This is a genomic window from Arthrobacter sp. MOO21 (genome assembly GCF_057369995.2).
The window spans coordinates 1,360,935-1,376,769 of record NZ_CM170671.2; the positions used below are offsets into that span (position 1 = coordinate 1,360,935).

General features: G+C 66.9%; 17 protein-coding genes. 6 read left to right on the top strand and 11 right to left on the bottom strand.

Annotation, left to right across the window (positions count from 1 at the left end; genetic code table 11):
* The first annotated feature begins 59 nt into the window (after positions 1-59).
* The 3 genes from AC2JAJ_RS06285 to disA all read left to right on the top strand — a co-directional run bounded on the left by AC2JAJ_RS06285 (position 60) and on the right by disA (position 2,151).
* Positions 60-281, top strand: coding sequence for a hypothetical protein (locus AC2JAJ_RS06285; RefSeq protein ID WP_221385163.1), 222 nt, complete (start codon positions 60-62; stop codon positions 279-281).
* A gap of 40 nt (positions 282-321) precedes the next feature.
* Positions 322-921: a 2'-5' RNA ligase family protein gene (locus tag AC2JAJ_RS06290; RefSeq protein ID WP_486416475.1), complete on the top strand. Its 600-nt coding sequence runs from the start codon at positions 322-324 to the stop codon at positions 919-921.
* A 153-nt stretch (positions 922-1,074) separates the two neighbouring features.
* On the top strand, positions 1,075-2,151 hold the full coding sequence (gene disA / locus AC2JAJ_RS06295; RefSeq protein ID WP_221385160.1) for a DNA integrity scanning diadenylate cyclase DisA: 1,077 nt from the start codon (positions 1,075-1,077) through the stop codon (positions 2,149-2,151).
* A gap of 91 nt (positions 2,152-2,242) precedes the next feature.
* On the opposite strand, the gene AC2JAJ_RS06300 is transcribed toward disA, so the two are convergent.
* Positions 2,243-2,938: a hypothetical protein gene (locus AC2JAJ_RS06300; RefSeq protein WP_486416474.1), complete on the bottom strand. Its 696-nt coding sequence runs from the start codon at positions 2,936-2,938 to the stop codon at positions 2,243-2,245.
* Between the two features lie 160 nt (positions 2,939-3,098).
* Here AC2JAJ_RS06300 and AC2JAJ_RS06305 point away from each other — a divergent pair, with 160 nt between their 5' ends.
* The 3 genes from AC2JAJ_RS06305 to AC2JAJ_RS06315 all read left to right on the top strand — a co-directional run bounded on the left by AC2JAJ_RS06305 (position 3,099) and on the right by AC2JAJ_RS06315 (position 5,107).
* The gene (locus tag AC2JAJ_RS06305) at positions 3,099-4,040 is read left to right on the top strand and encodes an iron-sulfur binding domain-containing protein (protein WP_501053415.1); all 942 of its coding nucleotides are present in this window, start codon (positions 3,099-3,101) and stop codon (positions 4,038-4,040) included.
* Between the two features lie 60 nt (positions 4,041-4,100).
* Positions 4,101-4,532 carry a DUF3592 domain-containing protein gene (locus AC2JAJ_RS06310; protein ID WP_486416473.1) on the top strand — a complete coding sequence of 144 codons (432 nt, stop codon included), beginning with the start codon at positions 4,101-4,103 and terminating at the stop codon, positions 4,530-4,532.
* Positions 4,533-4,621: 89 nt separating this feature from the next.
* Complete coding sequence (locus AC2JAJ_RS06315) at positions 4,622-5,107, top strand: hypothetical protein (protein WP_486416472.1); 486 nt, start codon at positions 4,622-4,624, stop codon at positions 5,105-5,107.
* Positions 5,108-5,109: 2 nt separating this feature from the next.
* Here the strand turns inward: AC2JAJ_RS06315 and AC2JAJ_RS06320 are convergent, their stop codons facing one another.
* The 10 genes from AC2JAJ_RS06320 to lysS all read right to left on the bottom strand — a co-directional run bounded on the left by AC2JAJ_RS06320 (position 5,110) and on the right by lysS (position 15,835).
* Positions 5,110-5,286, bottom strand: a complete 177-nt coding sequence (locus tag AC2JAJ_RS06320) for a hypothetical protein (RefSeq protein WP_473694650.1) — start codon at positions 5,284-5,286, stop codon at positions 5,110-5,112.
* Positions 5,287-5,378: 92 nt separating this feature from the next.
* Entirely contained in the window at positions 5,379-6,083 is a 705-nt protein-coding gene (gene dhaM / locus AC2JAJ_RS06325) for a dihydroxyacetone kinase phosphoryl donor subunit DhaM (protein WP_501053416.1), read from the bottom strand.
* A complete protein-coding gene (dhaL, locus tag AC2JAJ_RS06330; protein WP_221384796.1) occupies positions 6,080-6,712 on the bottom strand; it encodes a dihydroxyacetone kinase subunit DhaL in 633 nt (210 codons plus the stop codon). The genes dhaM and dhaL overlap by 4 nt, the downstream gene beginning before the upstream one ends.
* A 2-nt stretch (positions 6,713-6,714) precedes the next feature.
* On the bottom strand, positions 6,715-7,716 hold the full coding sequence (gene dhaK, locus AC2JAJ_RS06335; protein WP_501053417.1) for a dihydroxyacetone kinase subunit DhaK: 1,002 nt from the start codon (positions 7,714-7,716) through the stop codon (positions 6,715-6,717).
* Positions 7,717-7,979: 263 nt separating this feature from the next.
* Positions 7,980-8,489, bottom strand: coding sequence for an amino-acid N-acetyltransferase (locus AC2JAJ_RS06340; protein WP_221384712.1), 510 nt, complete (start codon positions 8,487-8,489; stop codon positions 7,980-7,982).
* Between the two features lie 20 nt (positions 8,490-8,509).
* On the bottom strand, positions 8,510-10,633 hold the full coding sequence (locus tag AC2JAJ_RS06345) for a S9 family peptidase (RefSeq protein ID WP_486416470.1): 2,124 nt from the start codon (positions 10,631-10,633) through the stop codon (positions 8,510-8,512).
* 201 nt (positions 10,634-10,834) lie between these two features.
* Positions 10,835-13,327, bottom strand: coding sequence for an ATP-dependent Clp protease ATP-binding subunit (locus AC2JAJ_RS06350; RefSeq protein ID WP_221384708.1), 2,493 nt, complete (start codon positions 13,325-13,327; stop codon positions 10,835-10,837).
* 324 nt (positions 13,328-13,651) lie between these two features.
* Positions 13,652-13,981 (bottom strand): histone-like nucleoid-structuring protein Lsr2, encoded by a 330-nt coding sequence (locus tag AC2JAJ_RS06355; protein WP_221384706.1) that lies wholly within the window; start codon positions 13,979-13,981, stop codon positions 13,652-13,654.
* A gap of 136 nt (positions 13,982-14,117) precedes the next feature.
* The gene (locus AC2JAJ_RS06360; RefSeq protein WP_221384704.1) at positions 14,118-14,294 is read right to left on the bottom strand and encodes a hypothetical protein; all 177 of its coding nucleotides are present in this window, start codon (positions 14,292-14,294) and stop codon (positions 14,118-14,120) included.
* 2 nt (positions 14,295-14,296) lie between these two features.
* Positions 14,297-15,835 (bottom strand): lysine--tRNA ligase, encoded by a 1,539-nt coding sequence (gene lysS / locus AC2JAJ_RS06365; protein WP_221384702.1) that lies wholly within the window; start codon positions 15,833-15,835, stop codon positions 14,297-14,299.

Genomic DNA, 15,835 nt, shown 5'->3' on the forward strand with positions numbered 1-15,835 from the left:
TAACGCCCGCGAAACCGGACGTTCAAGGCCGCGAAATGCCGGGCAGCTAACTTGGGCGCATGATGCAAGGTCTCACCTTCTCCGGCAATCTCTTCTTTGACCCGCTGGCCACCAACCTGGCCTCCCCCACGCGGCCGGAGGAGCCCGGTTCCGGCCTTCCACCGGCACCGGCCAGGAAGCGCGGCGTCCAGACTGCCGCAGAGCACAAGGCCCTGCGGGCCGCGTCCCTGTCGAAGGTCAGCAAGGACCTGGAGCGGATGCTGCGCGAGCGCAGGCGCTGAGGTTCCGCTGCCGGCTCCGCGGTGACGGCATGATGGTTCCATGCGCAGCATCGAGCTGGTCTTTGACGAATCCACCGATTCCATCATCAGGGCCGACTGGTCCAGGCTCGCGGACGCCGGGCTGCCCAGCCTGGCCGGTCATTCCTCGCCGAGCAACAGCCCGCACATCACTCTGGCGGCCGGCCCCGGACTCCAGTTAAGCTCCTGCGACGATCCCTGGCAGGCATTGCCCATAGACATCGAGTTCTCCGGGGCGGTCCTCTTTCCGGCAGGTACGGGCAAGTACGTCCTGGCCCGGTCGGTGGTCCTGGCCACTTCCCTGCTCGAGCTGCACCGCCGCCTCCACCAGGAGGTCTCCGGCGCGCTGCCGCTCACGCTCCCCGGCGCGTGGACGCCGCACGTCACAATCGCGCGCCGCATCCCCGCGGAGCAGCTGGGCGCGGCCATGGACCTGCTGGACCTGCGCTTTGAAGGACGATGCACCGGTGCGCGGCTGTGGGACAGCGGCACTAAGACCGTCACGCCGCTCGGCGCGCCCGGGCCGGCAACATGGCCGGACACCGCCCAAACGGAAGTCAAAATACCCGCCACGCCACCCGCCGTCGAACGCATTCCGAAGGGCGTTACGGGCACCCCCTAATGGGGCACTTTGGGGCTTGCCCGTGCGGAAGTTGGGATTCTTGCCCCTATCATTGAGCTTGCGGGAATCAGAGCACTTTTTGATCCTGCCGGCCACCTGTGCGGGCCGGCATTTTCTGCGGGCGGCGGTCCGCACCTTTGAAGGGATACACCTATGGCGCGGAGCCCCGAAGAATCGCTGAGGGCCACTCTGGGCCGGGTGGCACCCGGAACACCCCTTCGCGACGGGCTGGAGCGGATCCTCCGCGGCCGCACCGGCGCCCTGATCGTCCTGGGCTCAGACCGCACCATCGATTCGATCTGCTCGGGCGGCTTCGACATCGGCATCGAGTTCTCGCCCACGCGCCTGCGCGAGCTGGCCAAGATGGACGGCGCCATCATCTGCGACAAGGACGCCGGTAACATCCTCCGCGCCGCCGTGCAGCTGGTTCCCGATTCGAGCATTGAAACCCAGGAGTCCGGAACCCGCCACCGCACCGCCGAGCGCGTGGCCAAGCAGACCGGCGTGCCGGTGATCTCGGTGAGCCAGTCGATGCAGATCATCGCCCTCTACGTGAACGGGCTGCGGCACGTGCTGGAGGGTTCGGAAAACGTCCTGGCCCGCGCCAACCAGGCCCTGGCCACCCTTGAACGCTACCGGGCACGCCTGGACCAGGTCACCAGTTCCCTTTCCGCCCTGGAAATCGAAGCCATGGTGACAGTCAGGGACGTGGCCGTCACGCTGCAGCGCCAGGAGATGGTCCGCCGCATTTCCGAAGAGATTTCCCAGTACGTGCTCGAACTGGGCGAGGACGGCCGGCTCCTCTCGCTCCAGCTCGATGAACTCACCGTAGGCAGGGGGCCGGGCAGCGACGTCATTATCCGCGACTACGCCAGCCCCAACACCTCGGCGGAGGACATCGACAAAGCGGTCAGCGAACTGGTGAACCTGGGGCCCACCGAGCTGATCGACCTGGGCAAGATCTCCGGGATCGTGGGCTTCGCCGGCGGTGAAGCGAACCTGGACGCCGTGGTCCAGCCCCGCGGTTACCGGCTGCTGTCCGGCCTGAAGGCGGTTCCGAAGGCGGTGGCGGACCGCCTGGTGGACCACTTCGGCGGCCTGCAGTTCCTCATGGCGGCCACCATCGACGACCTCATGACGGTGGATGGCATCGGCGACCAGCGTGCCCGCACCGTCCGCGAGGGGCTGAGCCGGATGGCCGAGGCCAGCCTCCTGGACCGCTTCCTCTAAACGCCTCGGTCAACCCTCATCGGTTGCTCCATAACTGCCGTTTTGAACCCTGAAAAGGGCATTTACTCAGCAATCGATGGGGATTGGGCACTCAGTTCAGCTGGAAGACTGCCTTCGGGCTTGCCCGCGAACCGAGTTTCGCCGTGAAGATGTAGTACGCCCCACCGCCGCCCGGTGCCGCGGCAACTGCCTTGCAGCCCTCCGCGCTCCGGGTCCGTGACCACGGGAAGTTGGCCGTCTCGCTGGCCCCGGGGGCGATCACCTTCACCAGGTCCTCACTGGACGCCTGGCAGTCCTTCGACGAGAAGATCCGGTCCGAGCCGCTGGTCACCAGGAACTCCATCTGCGAGGTCCCGATGTTGACTTCGCAGGGGACGGTACCGCCGTTGGTCACCTTCAGGGTCAGCACGGGGTTCTCCCCGGCACCGTAGGCCGGTTTGTCCGTGGAAGCCGCGACGGTCACCAGGTTCTGGTTGCAGGCCGGTGTGGCCGAGGGGGTGGGCGACGGCGTGGCGGAGGGGGTCGCGGAAGCGGACGCAGAAGGGGTGGACGCAGACGGGGCGGCTGAAGCAGAGGGTGCAGTGGAACCGGTCTGGGTTGATGACGCCTGCTCCGAACCGGCTTTGAAGGCCCCTGCTATGGCGAAACCGCCGACCACCAGTGCGATCACCAGCAGGAGTGCCCCGCCGACAACTAGCCGGCGCCGACGGTACACGGCGGCGCTCGGCTTCCGGACGCTGCTGGAACCGGATGCCTTGCGTGTTGATGAATCGCCCTGCCTGCCCATCCTCCTAGGCTAGGGAACACCTCCGGTTCTTCCCCGCCACCACGCCGCCGGGCGGCCAACGCGTGGGTCACATCCGGTTTTCCGCGGGTCGGAAGGCATCCACTACAGTGTTGGGATCGACACTCAAACCTCCCTCCAGACCGCGCCCGCGGATGCATCCGTGACCCAGGATGATCTGCAGGCGCTCCACGCCCGGATCAACACCTGGTTCGCGGAAACTGCCCGCGACCTGCCCTGGCGCGAGCCCTCCTGCTCAGCCTGGGGCGTGCTCGTCAGCGAAATCATGCTGCAGCAGACCCCCGTTGTCCGGGTCCTGCCGGTCTGGCACGAGTGGCTCACGCGCTGGCCCACCCCCGCGGGCCTCGCGGGTGAACCTGCCGGCGAGGCGGTGCGTTCGTGGGGCCGCCTCGGTTACCCCCGGCGGGCCCTGCGGCTGCATGCCGCGGCCGCCGCGATCGTGAAGGACCACGGCGGAAAAGTCCCGGACACCTATGCCGAACTGCTGGCCCTTCCCGGCGTGGGCAGTTACACCGCAGCGGCGGTGGCGGCCTTCGCCTACGGCCGCCGGGAAACGGTGGTGGACACCAACATCCGCAGGGTGCACGCCCGGCTTGTTTCCGGTACCGCGCTTCCCGCAGCGGCGCTGACCGCGGCGGAAATGCGCCTTGCCGCCTCCCTCCTGCCGGACGACGACGCCGCCTCCGTCCGTTGGAACGCTGCGGTCATGGAACTGGGGGCGCTGGTATGCACCGCCCGCTCCCCAAAGTGCGGCGACTGCCCGGTGAAAGACTCCTGTGCCTGGCTCGCGGCGGGTGGGCCGCCGCCGTCGTACGTCCCCAAGGGGCAGGCCTGGCATGGCACCGACCGCCAGGTCCGCGGCGCCGTGATGGCCGTGCTCCGGTTGGCGGACACGCCCGTGCCGCTGGACATGTTCCACCGCGAACCAGCTGATCTCGGCTTCGCTGCGGAAGGTATCGGGGTGCCCCTTGCCGCCCTGCACAGGCTCAACACCGCTCCCGAGCAGCTGGAACGGGCACTGGCGGGGCTGCTGGCGGACGGGCTGGCGGAGATGCACGACGGCGGCTACCGGCTTCCAGCCTGACCCTCCGGCGGGTGCGGGCACGGATGGCATACTTCTTGGTGACCGGAACCGGGGGAAGCCATGAAGATCATTCTGTACATTGTGTGGGCGCTGTTCGTTGCGGGCACGATCTATTCACTGGTCCGGGCCGCGCGCAGTACGAAGCGCCAGTCGCAGCTGATGTCGGACTGGCCCAAGGCCCAGGCAACCGTCACCGGCAGCACCACCGGTTGGACCAGCGGCGTGGGCGGCTCAAACCGAAACCTGCGCTACTACCCCACCTACCAGTTCACTGACCCGCACGGCACCCTTTTCATGGGCAAATCCGAGATCTCCGGGGTGGAGCAGCCGCTGCCGGGGTCGCTCATTGAGGTCGCTTACAACCCCGCCAACCCCAACGAGTCGCTCCAGGTGTCCTCCGAGCCGCGCACGGCCATGGGCTGCCTGGCTGCGTTTTTCGCGGTCTTCGCCGTCGCGCTGTTGTGGTTCATCAGCATCTTCCCGCTGGGCTGACGCCCCGCGTGCCCGGGGCAGATAACAATGCCGGCGTCACTTTCCCGCTTCCCCAACAGCCCCGCCTTCGGCGGCCGTACGCTGGGAGCATGCGCAGGCAGGGGCTGCTTTTGGCATGGATCGCGACGACGGCGCTCGTCTCCGGCTGCGGGCCCGGCGCCAGCGCCTGCCCGGCAATCGCGCAGGCCACCGCGGTTTCGGTGACCATCACCGCCGCCTATGCGCCCCAGGTAGGAACCCTGCATCTGCAGGCCTGCCAGGACGGTAACTGCAAGGAAGGGGACCTGGAGTTGCGTCCCGGGACCGCTTCGGTGGACCAGGGCTGCAATCCCGAGGGCGCCTGTTCCGCTACCGCCTCACCCGACGGCACCCGGGTTGGAACGCTGATGCTTGACGCGCTGACGGAATCCGCCATGACCGTCACGGCATCCGGCGCCGGCCCTGACGGATCAGCGTTGCCGGTCCGCACCCTGCAATTCCAGCCGCGTGCCGTCTACCCGTTCGGCGAGCAGTGCGGCAAGTTCCTCACGGCGTCGGTCACCCTGGACGGCACGGGGCTGCGGGAAAGCGCCTGATGCTAGAAAAGTGCCGGCTGGTTGAACAGGTCACCGGCCGGTGTACCGGTACCGGCGTCGCCGGGGGCAGAATCCGGGTGCCATTCGAAACCAAGGTCGGCCAGCAACTCCTCCACGGACGTCTGCCCGTCCAGTACTTCTATCTCCTGGGGGTTGTCTTCGGGGTGGGGCCGTTCCATGGCATCGAGCTTATTCGCAGATGGCCGCGGAGGTGCCCGGAACACACCGCCGGCCCCGAATCGGGACACAGCCGCCCGAGCGGGGAGGCCGATCAGGGTTCGCCGAACCCCGCCTGCACCAGGCCGCCCACGTAGTCCACGGCACGTTCCGCGTCCGCACCCCACGCCTCGACGTGCAGCACCGATCCCTTGCCCGCGGCGAGCATCATCAGTGCCGTCATGGAGGCACCGTCGACGCCGTTGACTGTCACCTCGGCGTCAAGTGAAGCCAGGCCGCCAGCGATCTTGGCAGCCGGCCGGGCGTGCATGCCAGCCTGGTTCACCAGCTCGAAGTCTCCGCTGCACTTGGGCGCAGCTCCGGTGGCAGGCCCTTCCGGGACCACCTCAGGCAGGGAGGGCTCCGGGCGGCCGGCAGGACCACGAACCGCCTCCGCGGCGCGTTTGACTGCCTGGACGTCCGCCCCGCCCTGGGCGGCTACCGCGGCGGCCACGAGCCCCTCCACCAGCGGGGCGTCCGTCAGCACGGCATCCGGCGGATCCCCCATGAACTCAAGCGCCGACTCGGCGGTCATGACCGCCGATCCGAGGTCCGTAATGACTACGGCACCGCCCCCGCCAGCCCGTTCCAGTGCCTGTTCAAGGGCGGCAAGGACCTTGTCCAGGCTGGTGCCGATCCGCCCGTCGTCGGTGCCCCCGGCGGGCAGGATGACGACGTCGGGCGCCATTTGGGCGGCGAGTTCCACGGCGCCGTCGGCAATCTTTTCGCTGTGGGAGACCACGACGATGCTTACGCTCACGCAGCCGCCCCGACGGCGGCGCGCAGGATCAGCGCCGTGGAGACCGCGCCGGGGTCCCGGTGGCCGGCACTGCGCTCGCCCAGGTAGCTGGCTCGGCCTTTGCGGGCAATCAGCGGATCGGTGGCCACCGCCCCGGCCTCCGCTGCCTCCGCCGCGGCCACCAGGACGCTGAGGAGGTCCGGGCTTCCGCCGTCGGCGGCTTCACGAGCCGCGTCAACGGCCGGGGTCCAGGCATCCACCATGGTCTTGTCTCCGGGTTCCGCCTTCCCCCGCGCCACAATGCCATCCCGTGCAGCCGCCAAGGCGAGCGCCCAGGCGGCGGGTTCCACCTCGGCCGCGTCCCCCACAGCGGTGGCCGCACGCAGGAAGGCGGTGCCGTAGAGCGGCCCGGCGGCGCCGCCAACCTTGGACATGAGCGTCATCGCCGTCATTTTCAGCGCGGCTCCAGGCGTTTCCGGGGTGGCCTCATCGAGCTTGGCCAGGACGGCCTGGAATCCGCGGTCCATGTTTTCGCCGTGGTCGGAGTCACCGATGGCCCGGTCAAGCTCGATCAGTTCAATGCGGTGCTCAGCCATCGCCTGCGCGCACAGGGTCAGCCACTTCACCGTCCAGTTGACGTCCAGGACCACGGTCACATGCCCCACCGCAGGGCGGCCGTATGCACCGGCGCGTCCCAAAGTGCGGTGAGCTCGTCATCGAGCCGGAGCACCGAGATGGAACAGCCCTGCATCTCCAGTGAGGTGATGTAGTTGCCCACCAGGGAGCGGTCCACCGTTGCTCCGGCGTCCGCGAGCACCTGCGCTGCACGGCGGTAGACGATGTACAGCTCGCTGAGCGGGGTGCCGCCCATGCCGTTGACGAAGAGCAGCACCCTGTCCCCGGCAGTGATTTTCAGGTCGGCCAGGACGGGTTCCAGCAGGCGGTCAGTGATGCCGTCCGCGTTCTCCATCGGGATCCGGTGCCTCCCGGGTTCACCGTGGATGCCGATGCCAATCTCGATCTCGTTTTCGTCGAGGTCGAAACTGGGGGTGCCGGCGTGGGGCACCGTGCATGCGGTCAGCGCGACCCCCATGGTCCGGACGTTGGCGTTGACCCGCTCGCCGATGGCCACCACGGCTTCCAGGCCGTCGCCCCGCTCCGCAGCTGCACCCGCTATCTTCTCCACGAGGACGGTGCCGCCCACCCCGCGCCGCCCGGCCGTGTACAGGGAATCCTCCACTGCCACGTCGTCATTGACCAGGACAGTGCGGACGTTGACGCCTTCCGCCTCGGCCAGCTCCGCGGCGGTTTCGAAGTTCAGGACGTCGCCGGTGTAGTTCTTGACGATGTGCACGACGCCGGCACCTGCGTTCGCAGCGAGGGTCGCGGGAAGGATCTGGTCCGGTGTGGGCGACGTGAACACGGCCCCGGGCACGGCGGCGTCCAGCATTCCCTTTCCAACGTAGCCGGCATGCAGCGGTTCATGCCCGCTCCCGCCGCCGGAGACGAGCCCCACTTTGCCGGCCACCGGCGCATCCTTGCGCGTGATGTAGATGGGGTCTTCGCTGACAGTCACCAGTCCGGCGTGCGCCAGGCCGAACCCCTGGACCGATTCGTGGACGACGGACTTGGGATCGTTGATGAGTTTCTTCATGGCGGTGCGCTCCTGGCTGTGCTCCTGAAGGATGTGTGTCCGACCCTACTACCGCGGCGGCAGCTAACGGTAGGTTCGTCCGGCCTCCGATTTTTGGCGGGAAACGCCGGCGCCGGCCCGGACGCATGCACGGGATGCAGCAAAGGGACAGCCCCCAATGACTGTCCCTTTCCTGAGGCCCCCCATATCCGGCCGGGAAATAGTTTATCCATCAAATCGAATAATGCAAACGTGGCTGTTCTGCGGCCAGCCTGGAGACCAGGTCAGAGGGCGCGGATCATCCGGGTGTTGCCGAGGGTGTTGGGCTTCACCCTTGCCAGGTCCAGGAATTCGGCTACGCCCTCATCGTGGGAGCGGAGGAGTTCGGAATACACCTCAGGGTCAACCGCTGACTGGTCCGCCATCACCTCGAAGCCGTGGCGCTTGAAGAAATCCACCTCGAACGTCAGGCAGAAGACGCGGGCAACTCCCAGCGCGCGGGCCTGCTCCAGCAGCGTTTCCACCAGGACGTGGCCCACCCCCTTGCCGCGCCATTCATCGGACGCGGCAAGGGTGCGGATTTCGGCAAGGTCTTCCCACATGACGTGCAGTGCCCCGCAGCCGATCACCTCACCGTCCCTGGATTCCGCGATGAGGAACTCCTGCAGGCTTTCGTAGTACGCCACCGTCTCCTTCGCCATCAGGATGCGTTCCTCGGCGAGGGGCGCCACCAGCTTCTTGATGAGGGGGACGTCGCTGGTGCGCGCGGGACGGATGTGGAAGGAGTCGGTCACAGTGCCATCCTACGGCCCGGCTAGATCCCCAGCTCAGCCGGCAGTTCGTTCTCCTGGCCCAGCACGTGCCTCGCCAGGAACCACTCCACCACCTGGTACCAGACCTTCGCGTGCTGCGGCTGGAGGACCCAGTGGTTCTCATCCGGGAAGTACAGGAAGCGGTGCGGGGTCTGCCCGTCCTGGTCTGCTGCCAGCCGGGACTTGGCCAGGAGTTCGTACCAGAGCCGCAGGCCCTCCCCGATGGGTACCCGGTAGTCCTTGTCGCCGTGGATCACCAGCATGGGAGTGCCGATATTCTCCGCATGCAGGTGCGGGGAGTTCTCCAGCGCCATCTCCTCGGTCATTTCCTTGAGCCAGTACTGCGAGGCATCTGTGGTGGGCCCAAACTGGTCCAGCGCCCAAAGGCTGGCGTGGGTCACAATGGCCTTGAACCGGTCCGTGTTGCCCGCCACCCAGTTGGCCATGTAGCCGCCGAAGGAGCCGCCCATCGCCGCGGTCCGGGTCTCGTCGATGTCCGCGCGTTCCACGGCCGCATCGGTCACGGCCATGAGGTCGCTGAAGGGCGCTTTGCCCCATGATCCCCAGCCGCGCTGGATGTACGACTGCCCGTAGCCGGTTGACAGCGCAGGGTCCGGCAGCAGCACCGCATAACCCTTGGCCGCCAGCAGCCACGGGTTCCAGCGCCACGTCCAGGCATTCCAGGACCCGAGGGGGCCGCCGTGGATCCACAGGAGCAGTGGTGCCGGCCCCTCTGGCGAGGTACCCTCCGGCAGGGCGAGGTAGGCCGGGACGCGGGCGCCGTCAGCCGCGGTTGCGGCGATGCGTTCCAGCCGGCCCGGGAAGCGCGGCCGTTCGGCAGGTGCGGGCAGGCGGGTGGTTTCGCCCGTTGCGAGGTCGATGCGCACGGCTTCCGGAGGGAAAGCGTAGGAACTTCGCAGCGCGTAGGCGTGCCGCCCCTTAGGGGAAACCACGACGTCGGAGTAGGCCGCCGCGTCCTGCGTCACCCTGGTGAGACCTACTTCAGCGGCAGCCGCCGGAACGCTGATCCGGAAAACCGGCGACGCGCCGTCGTCGGCCGCTGTCACCAGGAGGGCGGAACCGTCCGGCAGCCACGCAGCGGGCCTGGGCCAGCGGTCCCAGTCATGGGCCAGGGGCTGCAGCGCGGATGAACCGTTGGCCCCCTCACTGGAGACGTCCAGCAGGTGCAACCTGATCTCCGGGGCCCGCTGTGGCGTGGAATCGCTCTCGCTGACCACCACGAGCGTCCGGCCATCGGGGCTGACGGGGCCCGGAAAGTAGCTCATGCCCTCCCGGTCCAGCAGTACCTTGAGGCTGCCGGAGCAGACGTCCACGGCCACGAGCACCGAACGGCTGTCCGCCTTCGCCAGGGGTTTGGTGTAGCTGGTGTAGACCGTTTTTCCATCCGGACTGACTACCGTCTCCGCTTCCCGCAGCCGCGGCCCGGCGTCGGGCGTCAGGTTTCGCAGGACCAGTGGCGCGGCCGCATCCACCGTCGCCGGTTTGCCAGGCGATTTGTCCTCGCCCGCTTCCACGGCGAAGATCCTCGGCTGGCCGGGGCCCAGGTCTGCGTCCCAATAGCGGACCGGGTATTCGCTGTGCAGGATGGCCGAGACCTTCTTGTCCTTCCGGGACTTGCGCCGTTCCGCATCGTCCTGCTCATCGGCGGAACCCGCCAGCACCTCTGCCGTCACGAACGCCGCGTCCGCTTCCCTGGCCGTGATCACCTTGCTGATGCCGCCCGTCCGGTTCAGCACGACCCGGGCTTCGCCGCCGTCGGCCGGCAGCAGCCACAGGGCGTTGACCGGCTCCTCGTCGGGGCTGTCCGGGTCGGGCCGCGCAGACGTGAAGTAGACGTCACCGTTGGCAGCGAAGGCGGCACCGGCCTCGCCCTTGGCACTGCGGGTGATGCGCCGGGCATGCTTCTGCCCGGCAGGGTCCAGCTCCCACAGCGCTGTGGCGAACTCGGTGCCCTTGCCGTTCAAGGTGCTGACGGTGGTGACCAGCCGGGAGCCGTCCGGGCTCAGGGCCAGGCCGCTTACCCGCGGGATGGACAGGTAGTGGTCGAGGTCGTGGAAAGGGGTGGGTGGTTGCTCGTCCGGGATCGCCGGATTCTCATTAGCCATGTCCCCGATTCAACACGTTTTGTGCTGCCCGTCACAAACCTGCTGAAGCCGACACGCTGATGCGCTGGATCCGGTGGAGCTGGGGCGCGCCGCCACCGGCGCCTTCGCTTCGCCTAAAGCCCACCGGACCCAGCCACGGTGTCGTTAAAGAGCGAAGCCCCGCCGCTCCATTGTGGAGTGGCGGGGCTTTAGCTGTGGAGCTTAGACGCTCGGGGCGATTTCCGGGATGCGCGGCTTGGCGTTACCGGCGAAGGTGAACTTCGCGTCGTCGCCTTCGCCTTCCACATCCACGACGACGATGTCGCCGGGGTGGATCTCGCCGAACAGGATCTTCTCGGACAGCTGGTCCTCGATCTCGCGCTGGATGGTCCGGCGCAGCGGCCGGGCACCCATGGCGGGATCGTAGCCGCGGGTTGCCAGGAGCACCTTGGCGGCCTTGGTCAGCTCGATGCCCATGTCCTTGTCCTTGAGGCGCTTCTCGAGGCGGGTGACGAACAGGTCCACGATCTCGATGATCTCGTCCTGGGTGAGCTGCGGGAACACCACGACGTCGTCAACACGGTTCAGGAACTCGGGGCGGAAGTGCTGCTTGAGTTCCTCGGTGACGCGGGCACGCATGCGGTTGTAGCCGGTCTGCGTGTCGGTGCCGGACTGGAAGCCGGTGGCGACGCTCTTGGAGATATCCCGGGTACCCAGGTTGGTGGTCATGATGATCACGGTGTTCTTGAAGTCCACCACGCGGCCCTGGGAGTCCGTCAGGCGGCCGTCTTCCAGGATCTGCAGCAGCGAGTTGAAGAGGTCCGCGTGGGCCTTTTCCACTTCGTCGAACAGCACCACGGAGAACGGACGGCGGCGGACCTTCTCGGTCAGCTGCCCGCCCTCTTCGTAGCCCACGTAGCCCGGAGGGGCACCGAAGAGCCGCGAGACGGTGTGCTTCTCGGAGTACTCGGACATGTCCAGCGTGATGAGGGCGTCCTCTTCGCCGAACAGGAACTCGGCGAGTGCCTTGGCGAGTTCGGTCTTGCCGACGCCGGTGGGGCCGGCGAAGATGAACGACCCACCGGGGCGCTTGGGGTCCTTGAGCCCTGCACGGGTGCGGCGGATGGCCTGGGACAGTGCCTTGATGGCCTCGTCCTGGCCGACGACGCGCTTGTGCAGTTCCTCTTCCATCTTGAGCAGGCGCGAGGACTCTTCCTCGGTCAGCTTGAAGACGGGGATGCCCGTGGAGTTGGCCAGCACCTCGGCGATGAGATCCTCATCCACCTCGGAGATGTCGTCCATGCCGCCGGACTTCCAGTGGCGTTCCTTCTCGGCGCGCTCGGAGATCAGCTTCTGCTCCTTGTCGCGGAGCGCGGCGGCACCTTCGAAGTCCTGGGCGTCGATGGCGGATTCCTTCTCCATCTTCAGCTTGGCGATGCGCTCATCCATGGCCTTGAGCTCCGGCGGAGCGGTCATCCGGCGGATGCGCAGCCGCGCACCGGCCTCGTCGATCAGGTCGATGGCCTTGTCCGGCAGGAAGCGGTCCGAGATGTAGCGCTCGGCGAGGCTGGCGGCGGAGGCCAGGGCGCCGTCCGTGATGGTGACGCGGTGGTGTGCCTCGTACCGGTCACGAAGGCCCTTGAGGATCTCGATGGCGTGCGCCACGGAGGGTTCCTTGACCTGGATCGGCTGGAAGCGGCGTTCCAGGGCCGCATCCTTCTCGATGTGCTTGCGGTACTCGTCCAGCGTGGTGGCACCGATGGTCTGCAGCTCGCCGCGGGCCAGCATGGGCTTCAGGATCGAGGCTGCGTCGATGGCGCCTTCGGCGGCGCCGGCACCCACCAGGGTGTGGATCTCGTCGATGAACAGGATGATGTCGCCGCGGGTGCGGATCTCCTTGAGGACCTTCTTCAGGCGCTCTTCGAAGTCACCGCGGTAGCGGGAGCCTGCCACGAGGGAACCGAGGTCCAGGGTGTAGAGCTGCTTGTCGCGGATGGTCTCCGGGACGTCGCCGCGCACGATCGCCTGGGCCAGGCCCTCGACGACGGCGGTCTTGCCGACGCCGGGCTCGCCGATGAGGACCGGGTTGTTCTTGGTGCGGCGGGAAAGGACCTGCATGACGCGTTCCATTTCCTGCTCGCGGCCGATGACCGGGTCCAGCTTGTTCTCGCGGGCAGCCTGGGTGAGGTTGCGGCCGAACTGGTCCAGGACCACGGAACCGGCGGGAGCGCCTTCGGGCTGTCCGCCGCCGACTCCTGCGCCGGTGGTTTCCTTGCCCTGGTAGCCGGAGAGGAGCTGGATGACCTGCTGGCGGACCCGGTTGAGGTCGGCGCCGAGCTTGACCAGGACCTGCGCGGCAACGCCTTCACCCTCGCGGATGAGGCCGAGCAGGATGTGCTCGGTGCCGATGTAGTTGTGGCCCAGCTGCAGGGCTTCGCGCAGCGAGAGCTCCAGCACCTTCTTGGCGCGGGGGGTAAAGGGGATGTGGCCGGAGGGGGCCTGCTGGCCCTGCCCGATGATCTCCTGCACCTGCTCGCGAACGCCGTCGAGCGAAATGCTCAAGGACTCAAGAGCTTTGGCGGCAACGCCTTCACCCTCGTGGATCAGACCCAAGAGGATGTGTTCGGTACCGATGTAATTGTGGTTCAGCATGCGTGCCTCTTCTTGGGCAAGCACAACTACGCGACGGGCACGGTCCGTAAATCGCTCAAACATTTCGCCACACTCCTAGCTACGACGTACTTTGATGCTACGTGGCCGGTCCAGCGATGTGGAGCGTGTTCGCCACAGGGGAAACCGGGGCGCCTGCGGGAATATCCGCGATGCCGCCCAGTGGTTACCGGCCAGGACGTACTGGCAGGGGTGAAGATTCCAAGAAGCATCCGGCGCGGCGGGGACAAACAGCCGCAAGACGGCAGCGCCTGAAAAAGCCGAAATAGGCGATGCGGACCCGCCATAGCGCCCCCGCTTTGGGAAATTTAAAACCCCGCTCCCGCCCGACGGCGGTAAGCGGGGTTTCGGTCCAGCTAAAGACGGTCGCTAGGAATTTGCCTTTTGGTAGGCTTCCTGGATTTCGGCCTGAATTCGGCCGCGGCTGTTAACCGTGTAGCCGTTATCCCGTGCCCATTGCCGGATTTGCGCCGAGTCGTGGCTGCGGCCGCCGGTTGGTGCCTTGCCCCGCTGGACACGGCCGCCGGATGCCTTGCGTGCAGCGCCAATAAACCGCTCCAGTGAAGACCGGAGGTCTGCGGCGTTGGCTGCCGAGAGGTCAATCTCGTAGTTGACCCCATCGAGGCCAAACTTAACGTTCTCGTCTGCGGATCCCCCATCCAGATCATCCACGAGGATGATGTTTACTTTCTGTGCCATTAAAGTCTTCCTCTTGCTGGAAAGTCGGTTTTCAGAAAAGCAGGATGTTTCCCAAAAAAAGTATGACTCTTAGGCTGGCAACGCGTCAAAGTGACTAATGGTTCCCTGGGGATAAACGCGGAAAGCACGGGTTTTTCTATTTGGAATCGGGCCCCGGGCGCTCCGTGGGCTGGGCTTGGAGCGCATCGGCTTCGGCCTGGGCACGCGCCTCGGCCTGCCGCTCGGCTTTATCCGCATTGAAGATGGCCTTCATGGCAAACCAGAACAGCAGGCCCACCACCAGGGAGGGAAGAAGAACTGCTACGTATTCCATGATCAGTGCCCTTCGGGCTTTAGCAGGGGGAACAGGATGGTTTCACGGATTCCGGCGCCGGTGAAGAGCATCACCAGCCGGTCGATGCCCAGGCCGATGCCGCCCATGGGCGGAGCGCCATATTCGAGCGCGCGCAGGAAGTCCTCGTCCAGCTGCATGGCCTCGACGTCGCCGGCCGCCGCGTGCATGGACTGCTCGGTGAGCCGTTCCCGCTGGATGACGGGGTCGATCAGCTCGGAGAAGGCGGTGCCGCGTTCCATGCCGCCGATGATGAGGTCCCAGGCCTCGATCAACCGGCCATCCTCGCGGTGCGGGCGGGCCAGGGGCTGCGCGGAGGGCGGGTAGTCGTAAACGAACGTGGGGTTCAGCAGGGTCGGTTCGACAATTTCGCCGAACAGTTCAACGGCCAGCTTTTCGGCATCCCACTTGGGATCCACCTTGACGTCGTGCTTGGCCGCGATCTCCCGAAGCACCTCAACGGGCGTGTCCGGCGTGACCTCCTGCCCGACGGCGTCGGAAAGTCCGGGGTAGACGGCCAGCCAGGTCCACTCGCCGTCGAGGTTGATCTCCCCGGCCTCGGTCTGCATGACGCGCCCGGCACCCACGGCGTCGGCTGCATCGAGGATGATCTCCTTGATCCGCTGGGCCATGACGAACTGGTCCGCCCAGGCCTCATAGCACTCAAGGGTGGTGAACTCGGGGCTGTGGGTGGAGTCCACGCCTTCGTTGCGGAAGACGCGGCCCATGTCGTACACGCGGTCGATCCCGCCCACCACGGCGCGCTTGAGGTACAGCTCGGTGGCGATGCGCAGGGTCATCTTCTGGTCGAAGGCGTTCATATGGGTTTCGAACGGACGCGCCAGTGCGCCGCCGTGGACCAGCTGCAGGATGGGCGTTTCCACTTCCACGTAGCGGTGCCGGAACAGGGTCTCGCGGATGGAGCGGGTGATGGCGGCGCGGGTGTAGACCATTTCGCGGGCCTCGTCGCGGACCATCAGGTCAACGTAGCGCTGGCGGACACGGGTTTCCTCGTTCAGGTCCGCATGCAGCACAGGCAGGGGGCGCAGGGCCTTGGAGGCCATGGACCAGGAATCCGCCATGATCGACAGTTCGCCGCGGCGGGAGGAGATGACCTCGCCCTTGATGAAGACGTGGTCGCCGAGGTCAACCAGCGCCTTCCAGTCGGCGAGCGCTTCCTCCCCGACGTTGGCGAGGCTCAGCATGGCCTGCAGGCGGGTTGCCTTGCCGTCGGTGCCGCCTTCCTGCAGGGTGGCGAAGCAGAGCTTGCCAGTGTTGCGGACGAAGACGACGCGGCCGGTAACACCCACGATGTCGCCGGTGGTGTCATCCGCTTCGAGGTGGGCGTACTTCTCCCGGATCTCGGCGAGGGAATGCGTGCGCTCCACCCCCACGGGGTACGCCTCCGCGCCGCGCTCAAGAAGTTTGGCGCGCTTTTCCATACGGATCCGCATCTGCTCGCTGGCGTCGACGGGCTCTGGGGCGTTCTTGGGCGCGGGGGTGTTTTGGGAAGTCACAAGCAT

Bases quoted from the DNA above. Each gene is read 5' to 3' on its own strand.
- AC2JAJ_RS06300 (WP_486416474.1), bottom strand. From the start codon at position 2,938: ATGGGCAGGCAGGGCGATTCATCAACACGCAAGGCATCCGGTTCCAGC.
- AC2JAJ_RS06355 (WP_221384706.1), bottom strand. From the start codon at position 13,981: ATGGCACAGAAAGTAAACATCATCCTCGTGGATGATCTGGATGGGGGA.
- AC2JAJ_RS06285 (WP_221385163.1), top strand. From the start codon at position 60: ATGATGCAAGGTCTCACCTTCTCCGGCAATCTCTTCTTTGACCCGCTG.
- disA (WP_221385160.1), top strand. From the start codon at position 1,075: ATGGCGCGGAGCCCCGAAGAATCGCTGAGGGCCACTCTGGGCCGGGTG.
- AC2JAJ_RS06310 (WP_486416473.1), top strand. From the start codon at position 4,101: ATGAAGATCATTCTGTACATTGTGTGGGCGCTGTTCGTTGCGGGCACG.
- lysS (WP_221384702.1), bottom strand. From the start codon at position 15,835: ATGCTTGTGACTTCCCAAAACACCCCCGCGCCCAAGAACGCCCCAGAG.
- AC2JAJ_RS06315 (WP_486416472.1), top strand. From the start codon at position 4,622: ATGCGCAGGCAGGGGCTGCTTTTGGCATGGATCGCGACGACGGCGCTC.
- AC2JAJ_RS06290 (WP_486416475.1), top strand. From the start codon at position 322: ATGCGCAGCATCGAGCTGGTCTTTGACGAATCCACCGATTCCATCATC.
- AC2JAJ_RS06360 (WP_221384704.1), bottom strand. From the start codon at position 14,294: ATGGAATACGTAGCAGTTCTTCTTCCCTCCCTGGTGGTGGGCCTGCTG.
- AC2JAJ_RS06345 (WP_486416470.1), bottom strand. From the start codon at position 10,633: ATGGCTAATGAGAATCCGGCGATCCCGGACGAGCAACCACCCACCCCT.
- dhaK (WP_501053417.1), bottom strand. From the start codon at position 7,716: ATGAAGAAACTCATCAACGATCCCAAGTCCGTCGTCCACGAATCGGTC.
- AC2JAJ_RS06320 (WP_473694650.1), bottom strand. From the start codon at position 5,286: ATGGAACGGCCCCACCCCGAAGACAACCCCCAGGAGATAGAAGTACTG.
- AC2JAJ_RS06350 (WP_221384708.1), bottom strand. From the start codon at position 13,327: ATGTTTGAGCGATTTACGGACCGTGCCCGTCGCGTAGTTGTGCTTGCC.